Genomic DNA, 22396 nt, shown 5'->3' on the forward strand with positions numbered 1-22396 from the left:
CGATGCCGAGAGCATCCATAGCAGTGGGGTGACCTTGGTGGCCTGCGGTTGACAACGGCGCATAGGAGCGCGGTACGGCGCCGTAGGTCTACCGGATCGGGTGACGGACGAATCGGGCGCCGTTGACACGTCTGCGAGTTGGGAGCACGAGGGCTCCCAGAGGGCTCCCCATCGCTCCCAGCCCGGAAACGGTTAAGGCCGCCTCCGCTACCCGCGGAAACGGCCTTCGACCTGCGAAAACACTGGTCGGGACGACAGGATTTGAACCTGCGCCCCCTTGACCCCCAGCCCAGCGACCACTCTCCGCGACGATCCATACCGCACCGTAGCCGCCAGTTCGGACCCGTACGGGACGGTAGACCACCAGCCGCGGAGGGAGCACCGAACGCGCGTGACCACCGTCGGCGCTCAGCCCATTCCCGCAGAGAGGAATGCGGGGCGACCCGATGGACTCCCTCACAGTACCGGTATATTATTTTTGGTATGGGTGAGCGGTGCGAAATCGAGCTTGAAGCAGAAGTCCAGCAGTGGCTGGACTCGCTCCCTCCCGCCGATTACTTGCGCGTGATGAACCGGCCGACTTCCTCGCCGGCCACGCCGAGATACTCGGCGAGCCCCAGACCCGCCACCTGCGCGGCAAGCTACGCGAGCTGCGGTTCTCCCTACACCGTCGTGAACAGCGCATCACGTACTGGCTCGCCCCCGCTCGGCGCATCGTGATGCTGACCGTGTTCCACAAGACCCGCATGCGCGAAACCGCAGAGGTCGATCGTGCACATGCGGCCCAGCAGCAGTGCGAAGCCGAACACCGTCCCGCGAACAGCCATGAGATCTACGACCGCAACGTGAAGGAGGAAGAACTGTGAACCACACCGCGTGGAAGACCCGCCGCGCCAAGGAACTGGCCGACGAGGAGACCGGCCTCGCCCCTCAGGCTCAGCAGATCTACGACGAAACCGGGCTGGCCATCGAAATCGGCCGCACCGTCTACCAGCGCCGCACCGAACTGGGCTGGTCCCAGACCGAACTCGCCCGCCGCGCCGGGATGACCCAGCCTGCCATCGCCCGCCTGGAGACCAGCCTCACCCTCCCCTCCACCCGAACCCTGCTGCGTGTGGCAACCGCCCTGGGCCAGCCTCTCCACATCACCATCGGCCACGCCGCCTGACCACAGGCCCTGTGCGTGTGCGACTTTGTCGCCCGACCCACGGGCGGCGTGTACGACGTCGCCGTGAGCACCGCCCGCAACGGCTGCACCTGAGGTCCCGCGCACGCATTTCCCGCCGTGCGCCCCGGAAAAGCCCCTTTCGGCCGGAAGGGGCTTTCGGACTTTCTGGATTGGCGCCAACAGCCGCTGTCCCGCTAAGATTTGAGCGGTTCCAAAAAAAGGGGAAGCAGTGGCAGTTCGCTTTGTACAGGTTGCGGAAACCGAGAAGAACGAGGAAGGGGTTCAGGAAACCGTCACGACCGTCGTCGTCAACGGACAGACGGTGGAAACGCGAATCTACGGACGTACGGTTATTCACTGCGATCTCGAACCCGATATCACCGCGGACGTGCACTCGGTGGACATATCCGTGCCCACCTGGGTCGAAGAGGAATACGAAACCGGGGAGCAGAACGAGGACGGCAGCAACACCATTGCCGTGCGGCAGGCCCTGAGGAATGAGCGCCGGACCGTGGACCTGGGCCCGGACGGGCTGAAGGCGCTGCAAAAGGCGCTGGAGCCCTTCACCGCGGCGTCCCGGCCCGCGGAGGAGCCCCCCGCCAAGAAGCGTGGCCGCCCCGCCAAGAAGGCGGCTCAGACCCCTCCGAACGCGAGCTAGTGCTGTGACCGAATAGGTTCGCCGGGTTGGTGGTTGGAGCGGTTGGATAGGCAGTGACGTCCGTTCCGATCGCTGGAGGTGTGGTGGCCGAGCCTGTGCGGGTGCGCAGACTGACCGACCATGAAGGGCAGAAGCTGCAGCAGATCGTGCGCCGGGGCAGCACCAGCTCGGTGCGCTACCGCCGGGCGATGATGCTGCCGGCGTCCGCCGGCGGGAACCGCGTCCCGGCGATCGCCCAGCTGGTCCAGGCCGACGAGGACACCGTGCGGGAGGTGATCCACCGGTTCAACGAGATCGGCCTGGCCTGCCTGGACCCTCAATGGGCGGGAGGCCGTCCCCGCCTGCTCACCCCTGACGACGAAGACTTCGTCGTCCAGACGGCCACCGCCCGCCCCACCAAACTCGGCCAGCCCTTCACCCGCTGGTCGATCCGCAAACTCGACGCCTACCTCCGCCGCGCGCACGGACGCGTCATCCGCATCGGCCGCGAAGCCTTACGGTGCCTGCTCCGCCGCCGCGGCATCACCTTCCAGCGCACCAAGACCTGGAAGGAGTCCCCCGACCCCGAACGCGACGCCAAGCTCGACCGGATCGAGCACGTCCTGGAGCACTTCCCGGACCGGGTCTTCGCCTTCGACGAGTTCGGGCCGCTGGGGATCCGGCCCACCGCGGGCTCCTGCTGGGCGAAGCAGGGCAGCCCCGACCGCCTGCCGGCGACCTACCACCGCACCCAGGGCGTCACCTACTTCCACGGCTGCTACTCCGTGGGCGACGACCGGCTGTGGGGCGTCAACCGGCGCCGCAAGGGCACCGCCAACACTCTGGCCGCGCTGAAGTCGATCCGCGCCGCCCGGCCCGACGGAGCCCCGATCTACATCATCTTGGACAACCTCTCCTCCCACACCGGCGCGGACATCCGCCGCTGGGCGAAGAAGAACAAGGTCGAGCTGTGCTTCACCCCGACCTACGCCAACCCGATCCAGGCCCACTTCGGCCCGCTGCGGCAGTTCACCCTGGCCAACTCAAACCACCGCAGCCACCCCGCGCAGACCCGGGCACTGCACGCCTATCTGCGCTGGCGCAACGCCAACGCCCGCCATCCCGACGTTCTGGCCGCTCAACGCCGAGAACGGGCCCGCATCCGCAGCGAGAAGGACATTCGCTGGGGCGGACGCCCGCTCGCTGGCGCGGCCTGACAGCACTTCGTGCACATCGCCTCCGACCCATCGAAGGATCCAGAGGACATTCGTGAGCATCCTCACGACGCATCGAGCTCTGCTGAGCCGTCTGCTGCCCGACGACAAACCGGACGACCTGGCAGTACGTCAGGGGCAATTCCACAACGTAGTCATTGGCTCAGACCGCGTCGTGTGCCTGCCTCGCACCCGGGCAGCGGCCGCCCGGGTGCCCCAGCGGGCGGCCGCACTACACGCACTCGCCGGCCTCGACCTCGGCTTCCGCACACCTGAGCCGCTGCTCCAGGGCGGCGCCCACGGCACCGACGAGGCGCCGTTCCTGGTGCTCAGCCGCATTCCCGGGGAACCGCTGGAGACCGACGCACTCAACGATGCCCAAGTGGTCAACACCGTGGCGGCGCAGTACGCCATGCTGCTGTCCGCTCTGGCCCGTGCCGGCACCGAAGAGACGGTACGAGCAGCTCTCCCTCAGGCATCAGAAGGCCAGTGGCGGCGGTTCGCGGAGAACGTGCGCGCGGCGCTGTTCCAGCTCATGTCCGACAGCGGACGCCTACGGGCCGAGCGGGAACTTACAGCACTCGACAGCCTTCCCCACCTCACCCGAGCAGTGGTGCATGGCGACCTCGGTGCCGAAAACGTCCTATGGGAGTGGACGCACGGCCTGCCGCACCTCTCCGGAGTACTCGACTGGGACGACGTCACACTCAGCGACCCAGCCGAGGACCTCGCAGCCATCGGCGCCAGCTACGGCCCTGAGCTCCTGGAGCGGGTGCTCGCCCTGGGCAGCTGGTCAAACCACGGACTCCTCACCCGCATAGCCGCGATCCGCGGCACATTCGCCCTGCAGCAAGCCCTCTACGCAATCCGCGACGGCGACGAAGAAGAACTCGCGGACGGCCTGGCCGACTACCGCTGAGGCACTGCGGGTGCCGGTAAATCATCTTGCCGCCGCGAGCGCCGGCCTCGCGAGAGCGCCCGCCCGGGCGACTACGCCGGTCGACCTCCCGTACACCGCGCACACCGCATCCCACCAGGGCGGATGATATTTTCGGCAAGCGCACGGTCACGCCGCTGCGACCTGGTCGGACCGTTCACGTCCCCTCCGTCCTGAGCACCGCACCGTGGGCGTTGCCTGGGCCTGCCTCCCGCGTCGGGGCATCGACGGCCGCGCACGGAGTCGGCGAACGCTCGAGGAGAGGCGGGACCGGGACGTCTGCAGCGGTCGGTCACGCCGCCGGCCCCGGTCGGCTTCAGGTCCAGCTCACGACCGTCCGGGGATCGGTGAACCCCATGATGAAGGACACCGTCGTGCGGTTGCCGGTGTTGGCGTCCACCGCGTGCACGAAAGCGCCGTTGAAGGCGTAGACGTCGCCCTCCCGGATGTCCAGGCGCAGTTCCTCGAAGTCCGCCAGGTCCTCGGCCTTGTAGGGCAGCCCCGTCAGCTCGATGCCGAGCGAGCGCCGGGTCGCGTCGTCGGGACGGATGTTCCAAATCACCAGCCGTCCTCCGGCGCTGTGTTCGGTGCACATGTTTACTGCGCAGATCTGGTGGTCCAGGACCCGCTGGATCTCGAAGCCGCTTTGTCGCGGGTCCTTGCACTGCGCTTCGTCCTCGTGCGGGTCGAGGGAGAAGTCGCCCTCCTTGTCCCACGCGCGGATCAGCGCGGCGCACGCCGAACGGCCGTTCATCCGTGCCACCCGCAGGGACGCGCCCTCCTGCCGCAGGGCCCCGTCCACGCCCTGGCGGAACACGTGCCAGGGCGAGTTCGGGGCGTCGGTCACCTGCCGGACGTGCTCGGCGACCTCGGCGGACTCGTCGAGATAGGTGTCGGCGTCCTTGTTCCAGTGGTAGGCGCCGACGTAGTGCGAGGGCTCGCCCTCGCGATGCTGCCGGGCGGGGCTGGACCAGAATCGTTCGGTCAGCTCCTTGCGCGCCGCCGTCGGTATGACGTCCCGGAAGATCACTCCCAGCCTGCGGCCGTGCAGGACGTCCAGAACGAGCTCGTAGTCCAGTTCGCCGCGCTCCTCGAAGCGGAAGAACTCCGGATCGGCCTGCTGTCCGCTCAGCCGTATCTTGCTCTGCTGCATCTGTTCTCTCTCTTTCACGCGTACACCACTGCTCTCACGGAGCCGGGACTGGGAGAAAGCGAGCGGCTCAAGGCCCCCGGACCCGCCGGGTCACGAAGGTCACCCCCACCACGTAACCGTTGAGGTCGTGCTGCTCGCCATAGCGGCCTACGCCAGCGCGCGATTCGACGGATTAGCGTCGACCAGGACGACGCTCGTGCTGTTGGTACTGCTCATCGCTGTGTGTTCTCGTGCAGGGCCTTGGCGAGGCCCGCGCCGATCACGGTCATGGGCGGCGGGGCCAGGGTGGACACGGGGTGGTTCTCCTTCAGTTGACAGCCAGGGCTTCGACGCCGGGGGGCTGTACCGTTTCCGCCCGCAGTTGCTGGACCCACATGGGGTCGTAGACGGTCTGGGCGTAGGCATGGCCGCGGTCGGCGGCGATGAAGGCGACCCGGGGACGGTGCGCACCGGGACGGTAACGAGCGAAGTAGTCCTGGACGGCGGCATAGGCGCTGCCGGTCGAACCGCCCGCATACAAGGCGTACTTGGCGGCCAGGGCGCCGCAGGCCTCGACAGCGCGCGCCTCGGAGACGATCTCGACCTGGTCGATCAGCGCCTGACCGCACAGCGGCGGCACAATGCTGGAGCCGATGCCGGGGATCCGCCGCCTCTTCGGCGGACCTCCGAAGATCACCGAGCCTTCGGCGTCGACGGCGACGACCACGCAGTCCGGATACTCTTCCTTGATCCGCTGGGAGAGCCCGGCGATCGTACCGCCCGTGCCCACGCCGACGAAGAGATAGTCGAGCGGGCCGGCCTGCGCGATCAACTCGCCCGCGGTGAAGAGGTAATGCGCGTCGCGGGCATCTGGATTGGCGTACTGGTTGGGCCAATAGGCCCAGTCGAGTTCAACCAGCAGTTCCCGCACCCGGGACAGCCGATTCTCCAGGTAGCTGCCCGTCACATCACGGACGGAAACTTTATCCACCCGGTCGCACAGCAGCCGGAGTTGAGCTTCGGTGGCCTCGTTGCAGTTCGGATCGATGACCGGGACGAACGAGACGCCGAGCATCCGGCAGTAGAAAGCCAGGGCCAGCGCGAAGTTGCCGGACGACGACTCGACCACCGTGGTGCCGTGCACTATCTCCCCACGACCGATCGCCTGTTCCAGAATCCACAGCGCCGAACGATCTTTGCTACTTCCCGTGGGATTGCAGAATTCCAGCTTGGCGACGATGTCACACTGCTCGTCCGCCAGGGGAATCAGCGGGGTTCCCATGAGGCCCCTGCGAATTTGCCTTACCCGTTCGATCAGAGATTGATCAGCACGCCTGTGGAGCATGGGCCGAGTGTGGCACGGGATCGGTAGAGACGGCTCAACCGCGACTCAAGTGCGGTGCGACAAACGCTTGGAGGAAGAAGGGGGAAAGGAGAGGGGCTGTTCAACCGTCCACGACGGACGGTTGAACAGCATCTCGGCGTCACTCGGCGGTGCATCAGGATCTGTAGACGGCCCGTCCGTCGCCGACCCGTCGCGCTCGGCGAGCGTGCCGTAGAGCAGGGCGAAGTCCAGTTGGCCTCAGCAGTACGGCTCCCAGAGCTCGTACTCCAGGGCATCGGAAACCGCGGGCGAGGAGTCGCGCAGGCGGGCGAGCAGGGCGCGGTTGTGCTCGCGGATCTCCTCGTCGTACCCGGCCAGCGGGCTGTCCTCGGACAGGTCCAGCAGCCACAGCGGCCGGAGCGTCGCGCCGCGCAGTGCCTTTCCTTCCGCGGTCTCGGTGCCCGCGTGCAGCCAGCGCACTCCCGGGAGCCGCGCCGCCATGTAGTAGGTGAGGTTGAAGTACTCGGCGGCCGAGACGAGTTGGTCGTGGTCGAGGCCGAGCCCCCGCAGGTATACGGTGTCGCCCCAGCGGTAGTACAGGCAGAAGCCGACGGGCGGTTCGCCGAGGCGCGAGCACAGCACCACTTCGGCCCGCGAACCGGCGAGTTCACCCTGCTTGCGGAGGGACTCGGCCATCGGGGCCACGTCTACAGTTCTGCCGTAGCGCAGTAGCGAACAGGCCAGCAGCCGGGCGACGTCCTGCCAGGACTCAGCGAGCGTGCGGTGCTCCACCTCGTATCCGGCCTTCTCGAACTTCCGTATCTCGCTGCGGATACGGCGGGCCCGGTGCGCCGACAGCGATTCCAGCCAGGCGTGGTAGCCCCCGGGCGGGATCTCGATCCAGGCGTCGGTCGTGAGCGCGACCGGGGCGGTCCGCACCCCCGCCGCGCGCAGCGCCCCCACGTCCTCGGTGGTCAGGTACATCGCCACGCGGGCGATCTTCGACTCCTCGTGCAGTGGGGAGCGCAGCGCGCGGACCGCGTCGAGCACCGCGGCGGCGGCCTCGGTCCGATCGGTCCCCTCGCCGGTCAGGAGGTGCGCCAGGTAGCCGCGGCGCTGGCCGATGAGCAGGCCGCCCGGCTCGGGTGCCGGCAGGCCGCGCGCGGCAAGCAGGTCGTGCCACCGCAGGCTTGGGGTGGGCTCGTCGGTCACCGCCGCCACGGGGATCGCGGCCCGGCCGCCGCCCGGGGTCTCCACGTGCAGTCCGCCGGAGACCGACCCGGGGTCGAGGGCGCACACTCGCAGCCACAGCGCCGACGAAAGGAACCTGCCGTCGGCGAGTCGGTCCCACTCGGTGTCCCCGAGCCCGCCGATGGCGTCGGCGAAAGTGTCCGTCGTGGCGGTCATGGCGCCTCCCATAGTCTCTGCCTGACCGTGCCCGCGAGTTTGCTGCGCGATCGGACGCTGAGTGTGTGGAACATCCTGCGTAGGTTCCAACTGACCGCGTGCGGCCAGCGGTTGATGCGGGTGCCGGTTCGAGCAGCGACTCCAGGACGGCCTGCCGGGACAGCGGTTGGGTGAAGACCAGCCGGTCGCCGACGCTGGCGATGACCCCGACATCATCGAGCTCGAACTCCTTGCCGCTGAGCGCGGCGAGCTGGATGAACAGCCTGCAGCGGCATTCGCCGCTCTTGCGGCATGGCTGAAGATAAACGTTCCCCCATGGCTGCAAAACCATTTTCTTTCGGGTGTTCAAGGATTCTAGTGTTAACACAGATGTACCGTGCCCACGGGAGCCGATAACCGCGAATTGAGTGGCAATTGAGCCACACATGAGACCGGGATGGAACGGTGACTCCTGCGGGCTGAGGGGCCCAGTCACCATCAATCAGGAGTGGAGCTTCATGTCGACGGAGCGGGTAACAGCCCAGTACAACGAGGAGTTCCGCACACCGGACAGCGAGTTGCCCACGATCGCCCAGCACGTCAAGGATTTCCCGACGCTCGCACCTTGGCATGGCGAGCATTTGGCCAGGCCCCTCTTCGTCGCCGAGCGTGAGATTCGCGAGTTCGCCGATGACCTGCAGCACCTCATCGAAACAGTCTTTTCCTTGCCGGACCGGATGTTCGGCGGCGATCTGGACGCATTCCGGTCGGTACTCGGCATCAGCGACGGCCGCTGGGAAGCGATACGGCGGTTCGGTGACCTAGTGCCACCCCAGTTCGGCCGGGCCGACATGTACCACGACGGCACCTCATTCAAACTCCTCGAGTTCAATCTGGGGAGCGAGGCCGGCGGCTGGGGCCTCGCGAGTGAAATCTCCCGGGCGACGATGGAGGTTGACGCCTTCGCCGACTTCGCGCGCCGGAATCGGCTTGGTTACGTGCATCCCATTCGCGCCGTGGTGGAGGCGCTGCGCCACTTCGGCGCCCGGGTGGCACCCGGGCGCGACCCGGTGGTGGCGCTGCTGGAGTGGCGTGGCGGTCTGAAGGACTACGGCGAGCTCTGGCTCAACTTCCAGTCCGCACTGCGCTGGGCGGGCCTCGACATCCTGGTGGCCGAGGTCTCCGACGTGCACGAACGCGAGGGGGCGCTCTACCTCGGGGACACGAAGATCGACGTGGTCTACCGCTCCTTCGTCCCGGACCAGATCGCCGAGGAATCCGACGGCTGGGACTTGGTCGCACCCCTGCTGCGTGCGCACCGGGCGGGCGAGACGCTGCTGTGGACCCCGCTTTCCAGCAACATGTTCGCCAACAAGGCCTGTATGGCGCTGCTTTCGGACCCGGTGCGGCGGCGCAACCTCAGCGACGACGAGTGCCGGCTCATCGACCGGGTGCTGCCCTGGACCCGGCTGATCAACACTGACGCGCTCAAGACTGACACCGACCTCGTCGACGAATGCCTTGAGCGGCGGGAGCAGTTGATCCTGAAGGTCAACGGGCGCGGCGGCGGGGTCGGCGCCGTGGTCGGCTGGGAAACGGACGACGCCACTTGGCAGCGGGCCCTGGAGAACTCCGCCGCCGAAGGATGTGTCGTACAACAGAGAGTGATCCCCCGGCCTGAGTTTGTGGTGGACCCGGTATCCGGGGAAACCGAGGAATGGCATGCGGCCTATGGCATGTTCTACACCCCGCATGGTGGTGCGGGAGCATTTGCCAAGGTGGTGCCGGCCGGTTCGGGCGGCATCATCTCCATCGCGGCGCATGCCAAGGCGCGCAGCGCAGCCGTCTTCCATCAGAGCGAGCTGCCCGCCGGGGGCGAAGTGCCTGCCGCAGGCGAATTGCCCGCCGATGCAGCGAGGTAAAGAGAAGTCATGACGCCGCAGCATTCCCCCGCGCCTTCGTCGTGGCGGCGGATTCAGTCGGCCTGGGGTCTGCCGGATCTCGCGGGAAAAGGCCGATTCGTCACGGCCAATCTGATCGACAGCCTGGGAAACGGGTTGGTGATGGCGTTCACCATCGTCTTCTTCGTGAAGACGACGTCGCTGTCATTGGTCGCCGTCGGCGCCGCGCTGACCGCCGGCCAGCTGCTCGCCCTGCCCGTTCCGCCCTTTATCGGGTTGCTGTTGGACAAATACGGTCCGCGGACCGTGGTCGCTGCGGGTAACTGGATTTCGGTGGCCGGATTCATCGGTTTCCTCTTCTCGCACGCGGCCTGGCAGATCGTGCTGTGGCAGTTCGTGGTGCAACTGGGTTCCACGGCCTTCTGGATGGGCAACAGTCCACTCATCGTGCTGGTCGCCCGGGGCGCCGAGCGGGCCCGCTGGTTCGGCTTCGTCCGCGCCCTGCGCAATGTCGGCGTCGGTTTCGGCGGCGCCGTGTCCGCGGTGGCCCTGAGCATCGGAACCGTCACCGGGCTGAGGGCGGTAATGGCGACCAACGTGGTCTCCTTCGCCGTCGCAGGCTGGCTCGTGATCACCTTGCGGGGCGCGGACAGGAGCAAGGCGGCCGCCGCCGGGCCCGCGGAGCCGGAGCCCGCCGAACCGGAGCAGGCGGCAGGCGAACCCACCGGACAACCCTCGGGCGGCTATCGCACCGTGCTGAGGGACACTCGGTATCTGCGGCTGGTCGCGGCGAACATCTCCTTCGTCTTCGCCTCCACGGTGATCACGGTGCTGCTCGCCGTCTACGCGGCGGACAACCTCGATGTCGGCGCCTGGATCGTCGGCGTGCTCGTCGTGCTGAACGCGACCATGGTCGCGCTGCTCCAGACGCTCGCCAGCCGGTGGATCGAGGCCCGCAGGCCCGTGACGGTGCTGGTGCTGGCCCTGCTGCTCAACGCGGCCGCGTTCGTCGTCTTCGGCACGCTGCTCGTGCTGCCCGGCTGGGCGATGATCGCCGGGCTGCTCATCGCGATGGTGCTCTACACCGCGGCCGAGATCCTCAGCTCGCCGCCGACCAGCGAACTGAGCGTGGTGATGGCGCCCGAGCATCTGCGGGGCCGCTATCTGGGCGTCTACCAGATGTCCTGGTCGGTCGGCGGCGCCGTCGCCCCGGCGCTGCTCACAGCGCTGCTGGAGGGCGGTGCGGCGCTGCCCTGGGTGTTCCTCACCGCGATCAGCGTGCTGGCCGTACCACTCGTGCTCGGGCTCGACCGGCGGCCCGCGGCCACGAGCGAGGCCGCATCGGCCGGGGACTCCGCCCCCGTGGAGCAGGTCGACGGCGGCCCCGTCGGCTGAGCCTGCCCGCGCCTGTTGAGCGCGCACCGCGCCCGACGCCGACCGTCCGACCTGATGGCGTGGTCGCCTGGGCAGATGATCGCGACCCTGATCGGCACCCGCACCGTTGGGGCGAGCGACGACTGTGCGGGGCGGTTCAGCTTTCGGCCAGCCCGGTCGAGCGGGCGTACTCGGTGGGCGTCTGGCCGTAGGTTTTCTTGAAGGACCGGATGAAGTGGCTGCTGTCGGCGAACTGCCAGTGGGCGGCGAGTTCCGAGACGCTCAGCCCGTGGGCCACTTCGAGCAGGGTGCTGTGGGCGGCTTGCACACCGGCCGGGCCGAGGCCGGCCATGGTCTCATACACCATATTCGCGTGGGCCACCAGCAGGCGTACCTCGACCGAATCGGCTGGCCCGGTGACGGCCCGGTTTCCCAGCAGCGGCGTGAGCGGCACGGGGAGCAGGAGGAGGATCTTCACCGTCGTGTGCGGCGCCGCCTCGAAGCGCCACGGCTGCCCGACGTGCCGGAGGAGGAACTGCCCGCCGACACGGTGTGTCTGTCCCGATCGCGCGAACCTTCCAACGTCCATGCGCCGCGTTTCACGACGTACATCCGTACCCGATCCACCACGCCGCCCAGGGCGTGCGCGGTCCGGATGGCCGACATGCTGTGGATATCGGTGAGCGCCAGGTCGCGGACCTTGGCGGCGCGGCTCCTGACCCGGAAGTCACCGGTTACGTCCCGGTTGACGCTCCGCAGTGGCAAGCCATCGCCGAGCTCCGCATCCCACCCGCGCTGGAAGGCGTGGACAAATCCTTGTGGTGCCGCGCCCGGGACGGTGGAGTACCGCGGAGAACGCCCCGCGCGATCCGTCGGCCTCCACTCCAGCGCCGTTCGTCATCGACCGGCCCCTTCGACTGTGCTGCTCCGGCTTTGTCTGGCGGTCATAGTCCATCAGACGGCGGTGTGGTTCAAATTCGTGTTGTGTACATCTTCCTAGGCTGCGAAACAGGGGAAACCCGGGCTGTTCTGGGCCCGAAGCACATGCGGAAGACGAGAAGTTCGTGAACCAAGAAAATCCCAGCCGTGTGTCCGTCATCACGGGTGCCGGTTCCGGTCTCGGGGGCGTGAGTCCGCGCCGGTTCGCCACCGACGGCGACACGGTGGCGCTCGTGGGCCGCACGGAGACGACTTGGCGGCGGACCATCCAGGAGGACCCGGACGGCGTTGCTCGCCGCGCACAACAACTCGTACGCGGCGACAGCCGACCTGATCGACGGGGTCTGGGGCGCGTTCGCGCCGCAGACCTCGGTGAACACGATCCAGGTCTACGCCTCCCGCCTCCTCCGGACAATGGGGTTTCCGGCGGGCGTTGCCCGTTCGGAGTTCAGGCATGTACGCGGCAATCGCATGCTGCGGCTTGACCTGTATCGGATCGACGCGGACCGGTTTACGGGCCACGTCGCCGAGGCGCGCGATGCCCGCCGATGGAGGAGCTCCTCACGAGTAATCCGTACCGCGAGACCGCCTACCGCCACCTCATGGTCGCGCTGATGACGGTCGGCATACGGGTGGATGCGTTGCGGACCTTCACGACGCCGCGGCAGGTCCTGCGCGAACGGTTTGGGCTCGATCCCGGCCCGGAGTTGGCCGCGCTGTACCAGCGGGTGCTGAGCGTGGGGACATCTACGCGACGCATCTATGCAGCTCAGATCCCCTCTGGCGAGATCGACGATCGGTAAAATCGTGCTCCCGGCGGGGGCGCTTCTCCGGGCGGGCTGCTCATCGCTGTGAGTCCTCCCCAAGCGCCTCGGCGAGGCCCTCGACGGTGGGGTTCCTGAAGACCAGGACCGGCGAGACCCGGCGCCCAAGTCGCTCGCTGAGCCGGCCCGCGACCGTGGTGATGGTCAACGAGGTGCCGCCGGCGTCGAAGAAATCGTCCTGTGGCCCGAAGTCCTCCTCGACGCCCAGGCACTCCCGCCACACGTCGGCGACGAGGAGTTGCTGCTCGGTGACGGCCCAGCGGGTGGCGGGGGCCGGGGCGGGTACCGGGCGTGGGTCGGGCAGTGCGTCCCGGTCGACCTTGCCGTTCGGGGTGAGTGGGATCTCCTCGATCACGGTGTAGCTCTGCGGCAGCATGTACAGCGGCAGTTGGCCCGCCAAGTGGGCGCGCAGTTCCGCCGGGTCCGGGGAGGGTCGGTCGGGGTGCTCGGGGATCAGGTAGGCCGCCAGCTGGTCCGCACCGGTGCTGGTGCGGCGCACGGCCACCACGCAGTCGGCGCAGGCCGGGTGGCTCTGGAGCGCGGACTCGATCTCGCCGAGCTCGATGCGGAAACCGCGCACCTTGACCTGGTGGTCGTTGCGGCCGAGGAAGACCAGATTTCCGTCGGGCAACAGCCGGACCACATCGCCCGTGGCGTACATACGAGCGCCGGGCTCCGCGGCGTAGGGGTCGGGCAGGTACGCCCCGGCCGTGCGGGCCGGCCTGCCGAGATAGCCGCGGCCGACGGCGCTGCCGCCGACGTACAGCTCGCCGCGACAGCCCGGGGCGACCGGGCGCAGCCGCGGGTCCAGCACGTAGAGGTGTGCGTTGTCGGTCGCCCGGCCGAACGGGACGCTCGGGCGGTGGCCGTGCCGGTCGAGCAGCTCCTCGGTGATCGGGCAGAATGCCGAGGTGATGGTCGCTTCGGTGGGCCCGTACTCGTTGAAGACCTGGCATCCCGGCGCGGTGGAGGACAGGATGCGGCGGGCCACATCGTGCGGCACGGCCTCGGCGCCGGTGAACACCAGGCGTACGGAGGCGAGTCGGGAAGCTGGATCCGTACCGGACTCCAGCAGGATCCGCATCTGCGAGGGCGTCGCGTTGAGCGTGGTGATGCCGCGCTGGGCGACCTCTCTCAGGAACTCCTCGGGGTCGTAGGCGGCGGTGGGGCTCGCCAGGTGCAGTTCGGCGCCGGACACCAGGCACTGGAAGATCTCCCAGACCGAGTTGTCGAACGCCACCGAGTGGTTGAGCAGGGCCCGGTCCCTCCCGGTGAGCCGGCACAGCCGCTGGTTCCACTCCAGGAACCCGGTGATGTTGGCGTGGGTGATCGCGACGCCCTTGGGGTTGCCGGTCGAGCCGGACGTGTAGATCACGTAGGCGAGGTGGTGCGGTTGTGCCTCCTCGGCCGGCCCGGGGTCCGCCCCGGGTTCCTGGTCCACCGCCACGAGCCGCACGCCGTCGCCGAACAGGGCGGAGGTGGGGTGCCCCGGGTCCGCGACGACCAGACGTACGCCCGAGTCGGCCAGCAGGTACCGCAGCCGCTCCGGCGGGTAGCCGGGGTCGAGCGGGACGTAGGCGCCGCCCGCCTTCTCCACTCCCAGCAGAGCGACCACCAGTTCCACCGAGCGTTCCAGGCAGACGCCGACCAGGCTTTCGGGGCGCACGCCCCCGGCCCGCAGCTCCCGGGCCAGGGCCGAGGCCCGCGCGTCGGTCTCGGCGAACGTCAGCGACCGGCCGTCGCCCACGACGCAGATCGCGTCCGGGGTGGTCCGCACCTGGCGGTCCCACAGGCGGACCAGAGTGGTCGGCTCGGGCAGCGGCTCGGCCCGGTTCCCGACGGAGAGGGCGCGCAGCTCATCGGCCGAGACGATCTCCAGCTCGGACAGTCGGGCCGTGGCGTCGGACACCATCTGCTCGATCACCCGCAGGAAGTGCCGGCCGAGGCCCCGGACGAAGTCCGCGTCGAACAGGTCGGTGGCGTACTCGACGGAGATGCTGAGGTCACCGGCCCCGGCGGCGTGGTCCGTCACGTCGAGGGCGAGGTCGAAGCGGGCGGTGCCAAGCCGTCCCTCCAGCTCCTTGCGGTCATACAGCTCGGTGAGGTGACCGGCCCTCGGCTCCTCGTGCAGAGCGAGCAGCACCTGGAAGAGCGGGTTGCGGCTCAGGTCGCGCTCCGGGCTCAGCTGCGCCACCAGCTTCTCGAAGGGCAGCTCCTGGTGCTCGTACGCCTGCCGCGCGACCTCGCGGACGCGGCCCAGCAGCTCACGCCAGGTCGGGCCGCCGGACAGGTCGGTGCGCAGGACGACGGTGTTCACGAAGTAGCCGACCACATCGTCCAGTTCGGGGCGCGGCCGGCCGCCTGCCAAGGTGCCGATGGCGACATCGCTCTCGTCGGCGTACCGGCCGAGCAGCACCTGCAAAGGGGCCAGCAGGCCCATGAACAGGGTGACGCCCTCGGCTCGGCACAGCGTGCGCAGCCGGTGCGCCAAGTCGGCAGGGATGCGAAGCAGTTCGCGGCGGCCGCGGTGGCTCGCGACGGCCGGCCGGGGTCGGCTGGTCGGCAGCTCCAGGACGGGCACGCCGGACAGCCGGGTGCGCCAGTGGTCGAGCAGCCGCTCCAGCTCGGCGCCGATGAGTCGATCGCGCTGCCAGGCCGCGTAGTCGGCGTACGTCACGGGCAGCGGTGCCGGGGCGGGGCGGCGGCCGGCGGCGAGCTCCGTGTAGAGCTCGCCCAATTCCCGCACCATCAGGTCCACCGACGCGCCGTCGCTCGCTATGTGATGGATCGTCAGCAAGGCGATGTCACGGCTCGGGGTGCGCAGCACGTCCGCGCGCAGCAGCGGTGGGCGGTCGAGGGCGAAGGGGACGCGGATCCGCTCGGTCACCAGCGCGTCCAGGTCCTCCTCGGCGACCTCGGTGCAGCGCAGCGGCACCGAGGTCGCCTCGCGCAGTTCGGGGCGGACCCGGCCGTCGACGGCGACCAGGGCGGTGCGCAGCGCCGGGTGCCGGTGCACCAGCGCGGACAGGCAATCCTCCAGCAGCGCCAGGTCGACGCGCCCGCCGGGCAGGCCCAGGGCGACCGGCAGGTGGTAGGCGGGCACCGCGTCGTTCAGCTGCTCGAAGAACCAGATCCGTTCCTGGCCGAAGGAGAGTTCGGCGGTCCCGGCCGCGGGGATCGGCTCGTCGTCCGAGGGCGCCACGCCGTCCAGGGCGGCGGCGAGCGTGGCGGGTGTCGGATGCGCGAAGACCGACTGGGCGTCGACCGGCACGCCGAGCTCCGTACGCAGCCGGGCCACGGCCCGTACCGCGGTGAGAGACTGGCCGCCCAGGCCGAAGAAGTCGTCGTACGGGGACACGTCGTCGAGCCCGAGGACCTCGGCCCACACGCGGCGCACCGCCGCGGTGTGCGGCGGCAGCGGTGCGTCGTCGGGCATCGGCCCGCTCGCCCGGACCGGGCTGTGCGGGATCCGCCGCACGGCGCCGCGGTCGGCCTTGCCCGCGGAGGTGCGGGGCAGGGCGTCGAGCACCGCGTAGCCCTGGGCCACCATGTGGGCGGGCAGCCGCTGCGCGAGGTGGTCACGGACCTGGCGGGGCAGGTCCTCGGATACGTTCCGCGCGTCGGGCGCGGGCACGAGGTACGCCACCAACTGGTCGCCACCGGCTGCCTCGCGGTCGACGACCACCACCGCGTCCGTGACGAGGGGGTGGCTGCGTATACAGGCCTCGATCTCGCCGAGCTCGATGCGGAAGCCGCGCACCTTGACCTGGTGGTCGTCGCGCCCCAGCACCTCCAGGGTGCCGTCGGCGGACCACCGGGCGAGGTCGCCGGTCCGGTACAGGCGCCCGGAGGCGTCCCCGAACGGATCGGGCACGAACCGGTCGGCGGTCAGCGCGGGCCGGGTGAGGTAGCCGCGCGCTACGCCCGCGCCGCCGATCCACAGCTCGCCGGTGACTCCTGGGCCGGCCTCCCGCCCGGTCTCGTCGACGACATGCAGCCGGGTGTTGGACAGGGCCGTGCCGACCGTGACCCGGTCGGCCACGGCGTCGACGCGGGCGGCGGTGGCCCACACCGTCGCCTCGGTCGGCCCGTACAGGTTCCACAGGGTGCCGCCGGTGGCGAGCAGGTCGCGGGCGAGCTGCGGATCGAGCGGCTCACCGCCCGACAGCAGTACCCGGCCGTGCCCGTCCGTCCAGCCGGACGCCAACAGAATCCGCCAGGTGGTGGGGGTCGCCTGGACAACGCTTACACCCCCCTCGGCGATGGTGGCGGCCAGCAGCTCGGGGTCGGTGTTGGCGGCGGGCGGGGCCATCACCACCGTCGCTCCCCGGATCAGCGGCAGGAACAGCTCCAGTGCCGAGATGTCGAACGACAGCGGGGTCAGCGCGAGGACCCGGTCGTCCGCCCCGAGGCCGGGTCGTTCGGCCACACTTCGCAGGAACGAGGCGACCGCCGCGTGGTCGACGGCCACGCCCTTGGGCAGGCCGGTCGAACCGGAGGTGTAGATGACGTAAGCCAGGTGGTGTGGGTGTACCACCGGGGCCACCGGGGCGGCAGGTTCCGCGGGGAGGTCCTCGACCAGCAGGACGTCGGCCGCGCCGGACGCCAGGGCCTGCGCGCGGTGGTGCACGTCGCACAGCCACAGCCCGGCCCGCGAGTCGGTGGTCATGTGCCGCAGCCGGTCGGCCGGGTAGCTCGGGTCGAGAGGAAGGTACGCGGCGCCCGACTTCAGGACGCCGAGCAGGGCCACGACCATCTCGACCGAGCGGCCGAGACAGACGCCGACCAGGTTCTCCGGTCCGATGCCGCGCGCCTGCAGCTCGGCGGCGAGTACCGTGGCCCGGCGGTCCACGTCGGCGTAGGTGGCGCGGTGTGCTCCCGCGACGACGGCGACCGCGTCGGGTGTCGCGGCCGCCTGCTGCTCCCACAGTGCGACCAGGGTGGTCGGCGCCATGAACGAATCCCTTCTCAGCCCCGTGCGGGGAAGGTACGCGTGATCGTCTCTGCCAGCTGTCGTTCCGCGCCGCGCACATAGAGGTGGGGGGCGCCCGGGACCAGATGCAGTGCGAAGTCGGCCGAGGTGTGCTCGCGCCAGCCGGCGAGCTCCGTCCTGTCGACGCTGTCGTCGTCCGAGCCGGCCAGAACGGTCAAGGCACAGGGCAGGGGTGCCTCGGCCCGGTGCGTGTACGTCTCGCACAGCGTCAGGTCCGCGCGCAGCAGCGGCAGCAGCAGCTCCCGCAACTCGGCATCAACACCGTCGAATTCGGATGTGGCGAGCAGCTTGTCGTCCGGCAGCGTGTGCCGCGGGTCGCGGTCCGGCAGGCCGGGGGCGCGCATGCCCGACAGGAACAGGCGGTCGGGCAGGCGCGTGCCGAGTGCACGCAGCCGCCGGGCCGTCTCGAAGGCGATCAGGGAGCCCATGCTGTGCCCGAAGAAGGCGTACGGCAGGTCCGTATGGTCCGCGACGAGCGGGGCGAGCGCGGTCACGGCGTCGTCCAGGGACGTCAGGGCCGGTTCGGCGAACCGGTTCTCCCGGCCGGGCAACTGGACCGTGCAGACTTCGACGGTGTCCGGCAGGTACGCCGCCAGCCGGTAGGCGGAGGCGCCTGCCCCGGCGTGCGGGAACACGAACAGGCGCCACCGCGAGGTGAGTTCACGGCTGCCGAGCCCGCGCAGCCAGGCCGGTGCGAGGCCACCGGCCGTCATCGTGAGGCTCGTACGGAGCGCGGGGTCAGGTCGGTCCACACCTGCTCGATGTGGTCCAGGCACTCCTGGCGGGTGCCCTGCGCGCCGGTGGCGGTCCAGCCGGCGGGCAGGGCACGGTCGGCGAACCAGACCGAGTACTGCTCCTCGTGGTTCACCACGACGACGTACCGGTCCCCGGCGGGGCGCAGGGCGGGTGAGGCGCTCATGCGTCAGACCCCCACCCCGGTGAAGAAGTCCCTCTCGCGGTGGCCCCGGCCCGCGGCGACGACTCGGTCGTGCACCCACTTGCCGACGGCGAGGTCGAGTACGCCGAGTCCGAACGGCGAGAAGATCGCCGGGCGTCCGTGCTGCCGGTGCAACCGCCCGCGCAGCAGGTCGCCGAGGGTGCCGTCGACGAAGTCCTGGTTGCCGGTGCGCTGTTCGGTCAGGTGCAGCGAGGTGCGCTCGCGTACGGCGTGGTCGACGTCGTCGGTGAAGTTCTGGGCGGCGAGGATCATCTCGGGGGCGAGGTCGCGCAGGGACAGGTGCAGGACCACCGGGTTGTGGGCCAGCAGCGCGGGGTCGTGCAGGTGCGGTTCGCCGGCCACCGTGGTCAGCACCACCAGGTCGCAGTCGGTGAACGCGTCCTCCACCGTGTCGGCGACCACGATCTCGGCCTCGGTGTGCTCGGCCACGACGCCGCCGAAGCGGCGCGCCGCCGCCGGGTCGAGGTCGAAGAGCCGGAAGCCGTCGATCTCCCAGTCGAGATCTCGCAGGAACATCCATACGTGCTGGGCGATCAGACCCGTGCCCACGATGCCGACTCGGCGGGCACGGCGCGCGCCGAGCAGCGTCTGCGCGCCCAGTACCGCAGAGGCCGCGGTCCGCGTCGCCGAGACGATGGAGGACTCCATACAGGCGAACGGATAGCCGGTGACGCAGTCGTTGAGGATCAGTGTGGCCGAGGCGCGGGGGATTCCCCGCTGCGTGTTGTCCGGGAAGCTGGCGATCCACTTGTTGCCGGCGACCTCGAACTCGCCGCCCAGATAGGCGGGCAGGGAGATGATACGCGACCGGCTCTGGTGGGGGAAACGCAGGAACGAGCTGTGCGGGTTCGAGCTCTGTCCGGCGTCGTGCGCGAGGTAGGCGGCACGGACGACCTCGACGAGCTCCGGACGGTGACGATCCGTCTCGGCGGCGATGTCGCCCGCGCCGATCACGGTCATGGGCGGCGGGGCCAGGGTGGACACGGGGTGGTTCTCCTTCAGTTGACAGCCAGGGCTTCGACGCCGGGGGGCTGTACCGTTTCCGCCCGCAGTTGCTGGACCCACATGGGGTCGTAGACGGTCTGGGCGTAGGCATGGCCGCGGTCGGCGGCGATGAAGGCGACCCGGGGACGGTGCGCACCGGGACGGTAACGAGCGAAGTAGTCCTGGACGGCGGCATAGGCGCTGCCGGTCGAACCGCCCGCATACAAGGCGTACTTGGCGGCCAGGGCGCCGCAGGCCTCGACAGCGCGCGCCTCGGAGACGATCTCGACCTGGTCGATCAGCGCCTGACCGCACAGCGGCGGCACAATGCTGGAGCCGATGCCGGGGATCCGCCGCTTCTTCGGCGGACCTCCGAAGATCACCGAGCCTTCGGCGTCGACGGCGACGACCACGCAGTCCGGATACTCTTCCTTGATCCGCTGGGAGAGCCCGGCGATCGTACCGCCCGTGCCCACGCCGACGAAGAGATAGTCGAGCGGGCCGGCCTGCGCGATCAACTCGCCTGCGGTGAAGAGGTAATGCGCGTCGCGGGCATCTGGATTGGCGTACTGGTTGGGCCAATAGGCCCAGTCGAGTTCAACCAGCAGTTCCCGCACCCGGGACAGCCGATTCTCCAGGTAGCTGCCCGTCACATCACGGACGGAAACTTTATCCACCCGGTCGCACAGCAGCCGGAGTTGGGCTTCGGTGGCCTCGTTGCAGTTCGGATCGATGACCGGGACGAACGAGATGCCGAGCATCCGGCAGTAGAAAGCCAGGGCCAGCGCGAAGTTGCCGGACGACGACTCGACCACCGTGGTGCCGTGCACTATCTCCCCACGACCGATCGCCTGTTCCAGAATCCACAGCGCCGAACGATCTTTGCTACTTCCCGTGGGATTGCAGAATTCCAGCTTGGCGACGATGTCACACTGCTCGTCCGCCAGGGGAATCAGCGGGGTTCCCATGAGGCCCCTGCGAATTTGCCTTACCCGTTCGATCAGAGATTGATCAGCACGCCTGTGGAGCATGGGCCGAGTGTGGCACGGGATCGGTAGAGACGGCTCAACCGCGACTCAAGTGCGGTGCGACAAACGCTTGGAGGAAGAAGGGGGAAAGGAGAGGGGCTGTGCAACCGTCCACGACGGACGGTTGCACAGCCCCTCGGCGTCACTCGGCGGAGCTGGGCGGACAGCCGCGCCATGGCGCGTGCTCAACCCTGCTCTTCGTACTCGACGTACAGCGTCCGGGCGAGGTGGGCACGGTACGCCTCGGCCTCGGCATCCGACTCGTGACGGGAGATCACCATGACCGGGTATCCGGAATGGTCCGGGTAGGGGGGCAGCAGTGTGCCGGGGCTCACGGCCTGCACCACGTAGTCCACCCGCGGGTCGTTACGCACCGAGTCCAAGCCGCGTATCTGCTTCATCCGTCCGCCGCTGCCGACCGGCACCTGATAGGCCGCCACGTGGGCGACCGGTTCCGGCTCCTCACGCCAGCAGAGCGGTTCCCGGCCGAGGTGGATGCGCAGCGCCTCGGCGGCCAGGTCGATCCCGCTGCTGAGGTGGACGAGGTGGTGCATGAAGCCCCCGCCGCCGATGCGCGCGCCCATCTCCAGCAGCACCGGCCGCACCCCGCCGACCAGCCGCACTTCGGTGTGCGTGGTGCCTTCCGTGATGCCGAAGGCGTGGTGGGCGCCGATCACCTCCGCCTCGATCGCGGTGAGTATCTCGGTGGGCAGCTGGGCGGGGGCCCGCAACGTGGTCTCCTCGAAGTAGGGTCCCGCCAGTTCCCCCTTCCAGCTGATGCCACAGACCCGTACCTGCCCGTGGTACACGAGGGATTCGGCGGAGACCTCCGGCCCGTCCAGGTACTCCTCGACCAACACACCAGTTTCCGGGGTCGATCCGTCGGATGCCCCAAGGTGGTGGGTTTCGATGAGCTTCCAGGCGCGGGCCACGGCCTGCTCAAGGCTGTCCTTGTCATCCACACGGATCACACCGAGGCTGGAGTGGCCGTTCGCCGGCTTGACCACGACGGGGAACCGCAAGGTCAGCGCGTCGGTCCAGCCGTCCGGATCCTCGATGGCCACGAAGCCGGGCACGCCCAGACCTGCCTCCAGCAGGTGATGGCGCATGCTGCGCTTGTCGCGCACCACGGCCGCCGCCTCCTCGGTCAGGCCCGTGAGGCCCAGCTCCCGAGCGGCGCGCGCCACGAACGGCACGACCCTCTCGTTGCCCGCCATGATTCCGTCGAAGGGCTCCCGCCGGTAGCGGTCGGTGAGCGCGGACAGCGCGCCTTCCGGGTTTTCGTCGATGTCCAGTGGCAGCAGTTCGACCACCGCGTCGGCCCGCCCGGCGGACTCCGCCGAGTCGTCCCCCCTGGGGACGAGGATCAGGTCGATACCGGCACGCTCGGCTGCTTCGAACACCCAGGGGTACACGGACAACTGACCGACGAGGACGAGTTTCGGGCGCTGTGGCATGACGGATCTCCAAGGGTCGGTTGCTTGGTCGGGTTCGGGCAAGTCGGGCCGGCCGGTACGGTCCTGCGTGAGATCACCCCGGCGATCACGGAGCCGCGGAACACACCGGTGGCGTAGGTCCGCGCACCACGCGCCGGTGA

General features: G+C 69.3%; 18 protein-coding genes and 1 pseudogene. 9 read left to right on the forward strand and 10 right to left on the reverse strand.

The features are described 5' to 3' along the window. Positions 1-483: 483 nt before the first annotated feature. The 5 genes and pseudogenes from CGL27_RS10040 (at position 484) to vph (ending at position 3938) form a co-directional block, all read left to right on the forward strand. A pseudogene (locus CGL27_RS10040) lies at positions 484-866 on the forward strand (type II toxin-antitoxin system RelE/ParE family toxin). After that, entirely contained in the window at positions 863-1168 is a 306-nt protein-coding gene (locus tag CGL27_RS10045) for a helix-turn-helix transcriptional regulator (protein ID WP_119986022.1), read from the forward strand. Before CGL27_RS10040 ends, CGL27_RS10045 begins: the two are co-directional and overlap by 4 nt. A gap of 229 nt (positions 1169-1397) precedes the next feature. After that, positions 1398-1826: a hypothetical protein gene (locus CGL27_RS10050; protein ID WP_078644623.1), complete on the forward strand. Its 429-nt coding sequence runs from the start codon at positions 1398-1400 to the stop codon at positions 1824-1826. A gap of 83 nt (positions 1827-1909) precedes the next feature. Beyond that, positions 1910-3022, forward strand: coding sequence for an IS630 family transposase (locus CGL27_RS10055; protein ID WP_240450435.1), 1113 nt, complete (start codon positions 1910-1912; stop codon positions 3020-3022). Between the two features lie 52 nt (positions 3023-3074). Then, the gene (vph, locus tag CGL27_RS10060) at positions 3075-3938 is read left to right on the forward strand and encodes a viomycin phosphotransferase (protein ID WP_119986027.1); all 864 of its coding nucleotides are present in this window, start codon (positions 3075-3077) and stop codon (positions 3936-3938) included. Positions 3939-4272: 334 nt separating this feature from the next. On the opposite strand, the gene CGL27_RS10065 is transcribed toward vph, so the two are convergent. The 3 genes from CGL27_RS10065 to CGL27_RS10075 all read right to left on the reverse strand — a co-directional run bounded on the left by CGL27_RS10065 (position 4273) and on the right by CGL27_RS10075 (position 7819). Then, positions 4273-5109, reverse strand: a complete 837-nt coding sequence (locus tag CGL27_RS10065; protein ID WP_119986029.1) for a hypothetical protein — start codon at positions 5107-5109, stop codon at positions 4273-4275. A 307-nt stretch (positions 5110-5416) separates the two neighbouring features. Continuing rightward, complete coding sequence (sbnA, locus tag CGL27_RS10070) at positions 5417-6370, reverse strand: 2,3-diaminopropionate biosynthesis protein SbnA (protein ID WP_162952938.1); 954 nt, start codon at positions 6368-6370, stop codon at positions 5417-5419. Between the two features lie 300 nt (positions 6371-6670). Then, positions 6671-7819: a GNAT family N-acetyltransferase gene (locus CGL27_RS10075; RefSeq protein WP_119986033.1), complete on the reverse strand. Its 1149-nt coding sequence runs from the start codon at positions 7817-7819 to the stop codon at positions 6671-6673. A gap of 166 nt (positions 7820-7985) precedes the next feature. Between CGL27_RS10075 and CGL27_RS49935 the strand changes: the two genes are divergently transcribed. From CGL27_RS49935 to CGL27_RS10085, 3 genes are all read left to right on the forward strand, one after another. Then, a complete protein-coding gene (locus CGL27_RS49935; protein WP_162952939.1) occupies positions 7986-8177 on the forward strand; it encodes a hypothetical protein in 192 nt (63 codons plus the stop codon). A 139-nt stretch (positions 8178-8316) separates the two neighbouring features. Further along, positions 8317-9720 carry a hypothetical protein gene (locus CGL27_RS10080; RefSeq protein WP_119986035.1) on the forward strand — a complete coding sequence of 468 codons (1404 nt, stop codon included), beginning with the start codon at positions 8317-8319 and terminating at the stop codon, positions 9718-9720. A gap of 9 nt (positions 9721-9729) precedes the next feature. Next, on the forward strand, positions 9730-11094 hold the full coding sequence (locus CGL27_RS10085) for an MFS transporter (RefSeq protein ID WP_162952940.1): 1365 nt from the start codon (positions 9730-9732) through the stop codon (positions 11092-11094). 136 nt (positions 11095-11230) lie between these two features. Here the strand turns inward: CGL27_RS10085 and CGL27_RS51760 are convergent, their stop codons facing one another. Further along, positions 11231-11662 (reverse strand): AraC family transcriptional regulator, encoded by a 432-nt coding sequence (locus CGL27_RS51760; RefSeq protein WP_240450436.1) that lies wholly within the window; start codon positions 11660-11662, stop codon positions 11231-11233. Positions 11663-12560: 898 nt separating this feature from the next. Between CGL27_RS51760 and CGL27_RS10095 the strand changes: the two genes are divergently transcribed. Next, entirely contained in the window at positions 12561-12815 is a 255-nt protein-coding gene (locus tag CGL27_RS10095) for a BTAD domain-containing putative transcriptional regulator (RefSeq protein ID WP_119986037.1), read from the forward strand. Between the two features lie 40 nt (positions 12816-12855). On the opposite strand, the gene CGL27_RS10100 is transcribed toward CGL27_RS10095, so the two are convergent. The 6 genes from CGL27_RS10100 to CGL27_RS10125 form a co-directional block, all read right to left on the reverse strand. Next, positions 12856-17790, reverse strand: coding sequence for a non-ribosomal peptide synthetase (locus CGL27_RS10100; protein ID WP_119986039.1), 4935 nt, complete (start codon positions 17788-17790; stop codon positions 12856-12858). Between the two features lie 14 nt (positions 17791-17804). Further along, complete coding sequence (locus CGL27_RS10105; RefSeq protein WP_119986041.1) at positions 17805-18542, reverse strand: alpha/beta fold hydrolase; 738 nt, start codon at positions 18540-18542, stop codon at positions 17805-17807. Further along, positions 18539-18748: an MbtH family protein gene (locus CGL27_RS10110; RefSeq protein ID WP_119986043.1), complete on the reverse strand. Its 210-nt coding sequence runs from the start codon at positions 18746-18748 to the stop codon at positions 18539-18541. Before CGL27_RS10110 ends, CGL27_RS10105 begins: the two co-directional genes overlap by 4 nt. Before the next feature lie 3 nt (positions 18749-18751). After that, complete coding sequence (gene sbnB / locus CGL27_RS10115; RefSeq protein WP_240450437.1) at positions 18752-19771, reverse strand: 2,3-diaminopropionate biosynthesis protein SbnB; 1020 nt, start codon at positions 19769-19771, stop codon at positions 18752-18754. Positions 19772-19785: 14 nt separating this feature from the next. Continuing rightward, positions 19786-20739: a 2,3-diaminopropionate biosynthesis protein SbnA gene (sbnA, locus tag CGL27_RS10120; protein WP_162952941.1), complete on the reverse strand. Its 954-nt coding sequence runs from the start codon at positions 20737-20739 to the stop codon at positions 19786-19788. A gap of 245 nt (positions 20740-20984) precedes the next feature. Beyond that, the gene (locus CGL27_RS10125) at positions 20985-22256 is read right to left on the reverse strand and encodes an ATP-grasp domain-containing protein (protein ID WP_119986047.1); all 1272 of its coding nucleotides are present in this window, start codon (positions 22254-22256) and stop codon (positions 20985-20987) included. Positions 22257-22396 lie beyond the last annotated feature (140 nt).

The sequence above is a fragment of the Streptomyces sp. 11-1-2 genome (genome assembly GCF_003595545.1).
Lineage (GTDB): Bacteria > Actinomycetota > Actinomycetes > Streptomycetales > Streptomycetaceae > Streptomyces > Streptomyces hygroscopicus_B.

Excerpts from the sequence above, each read along its gene's own strand:
- CGL27_RS10065 (WP_119986029.1), bottom strand. The coding sequence starts at position 5,109 with ATGCAGCAGAGCAAGATACGGCTGAGCGGACAGCAGGCCGATCCGGAG.
- sbnA (WP_162952938.1), bottom strand. The coding sequence starts at position 6,370 with ATGGGAACCCCGCTGATTCCCCTGGCGGACGAGCAGTGTGACATCGTC.
- CGL27_RS10075 (WP_119986033.1), bottom strand. The coding sequence starts at position 7,819 with ATGACCGCCACGACGGACACTTTCGCCGACGCCATCGGCGGGCTCGGG.
- CGL27_RS10080 (WP_119986035.1), top strand. The coding sequence starts at position 8,317 with ATGTCGACGGAGCGGGTAACAGCCCAGTACAACGAGGAGTTCCGCACA.
- CGL27_RS10085 (WP_162952940.1), top strand. The coding sequence starts at position 9,730 with ATGACGCCGCAGCATTCCCCCGCGCCTTCGTCGTGGCGGCGGATTCAG.
- CGL27_RS51760 (WP_240450436.1), bottom strand. The coding sequence starts at position 11,662 with ATGGACGTTGGAAGGTTCGCGCGATCGGGACAGACACACCGTGTCGGC.
- CGL27_RS10095 (WP_119986037.1), top strand. The coding sequence starts at position 12,561 with ATGGAGGAGCTCCTCACGAGTAATCCGTACCGCGAGACCGCCTACCGC.
- CGL27_RS10100 (WP_119986039.1), bottom strand. The coding sequence starts at position 17,790 with ATGGCGCCGACCACCCTGGTCGCACTGTGGGAGCAGCAGGCGGCCGCG.
- CGL27_RS10105 (WP_119986041.1), bottom strand. The coding sequence starts at position 18,542 with ATGACGGCCGGTGGCCTCGCACCGGCCTGGCTGCGCGGGCTCGGCAGC.
- CGL27_RS10110 (WP_119986043.1), bottom strand. The coding sequence starts at position 18,748 with ATGAGCGCCTCACCCGCCCTGCGCCCCGCCGGGGACCGGTACGTCGTC.
- sbnA (WP_162952941.1), bottom strand. The coding sequence starts at position 20,739 with ATGGGAACCCCGCTGATTCCCCTGGCGGACGAGCAGTGTGACATCGTC.
- CGL27_RS10125 (WP_119986047.1), bottom strand. The coding sequence starts at position 22,256 with ATGCCACAGCGCCCGAAACTCGTCCTCGTCGGTCAGTTGTCCGTGTAC.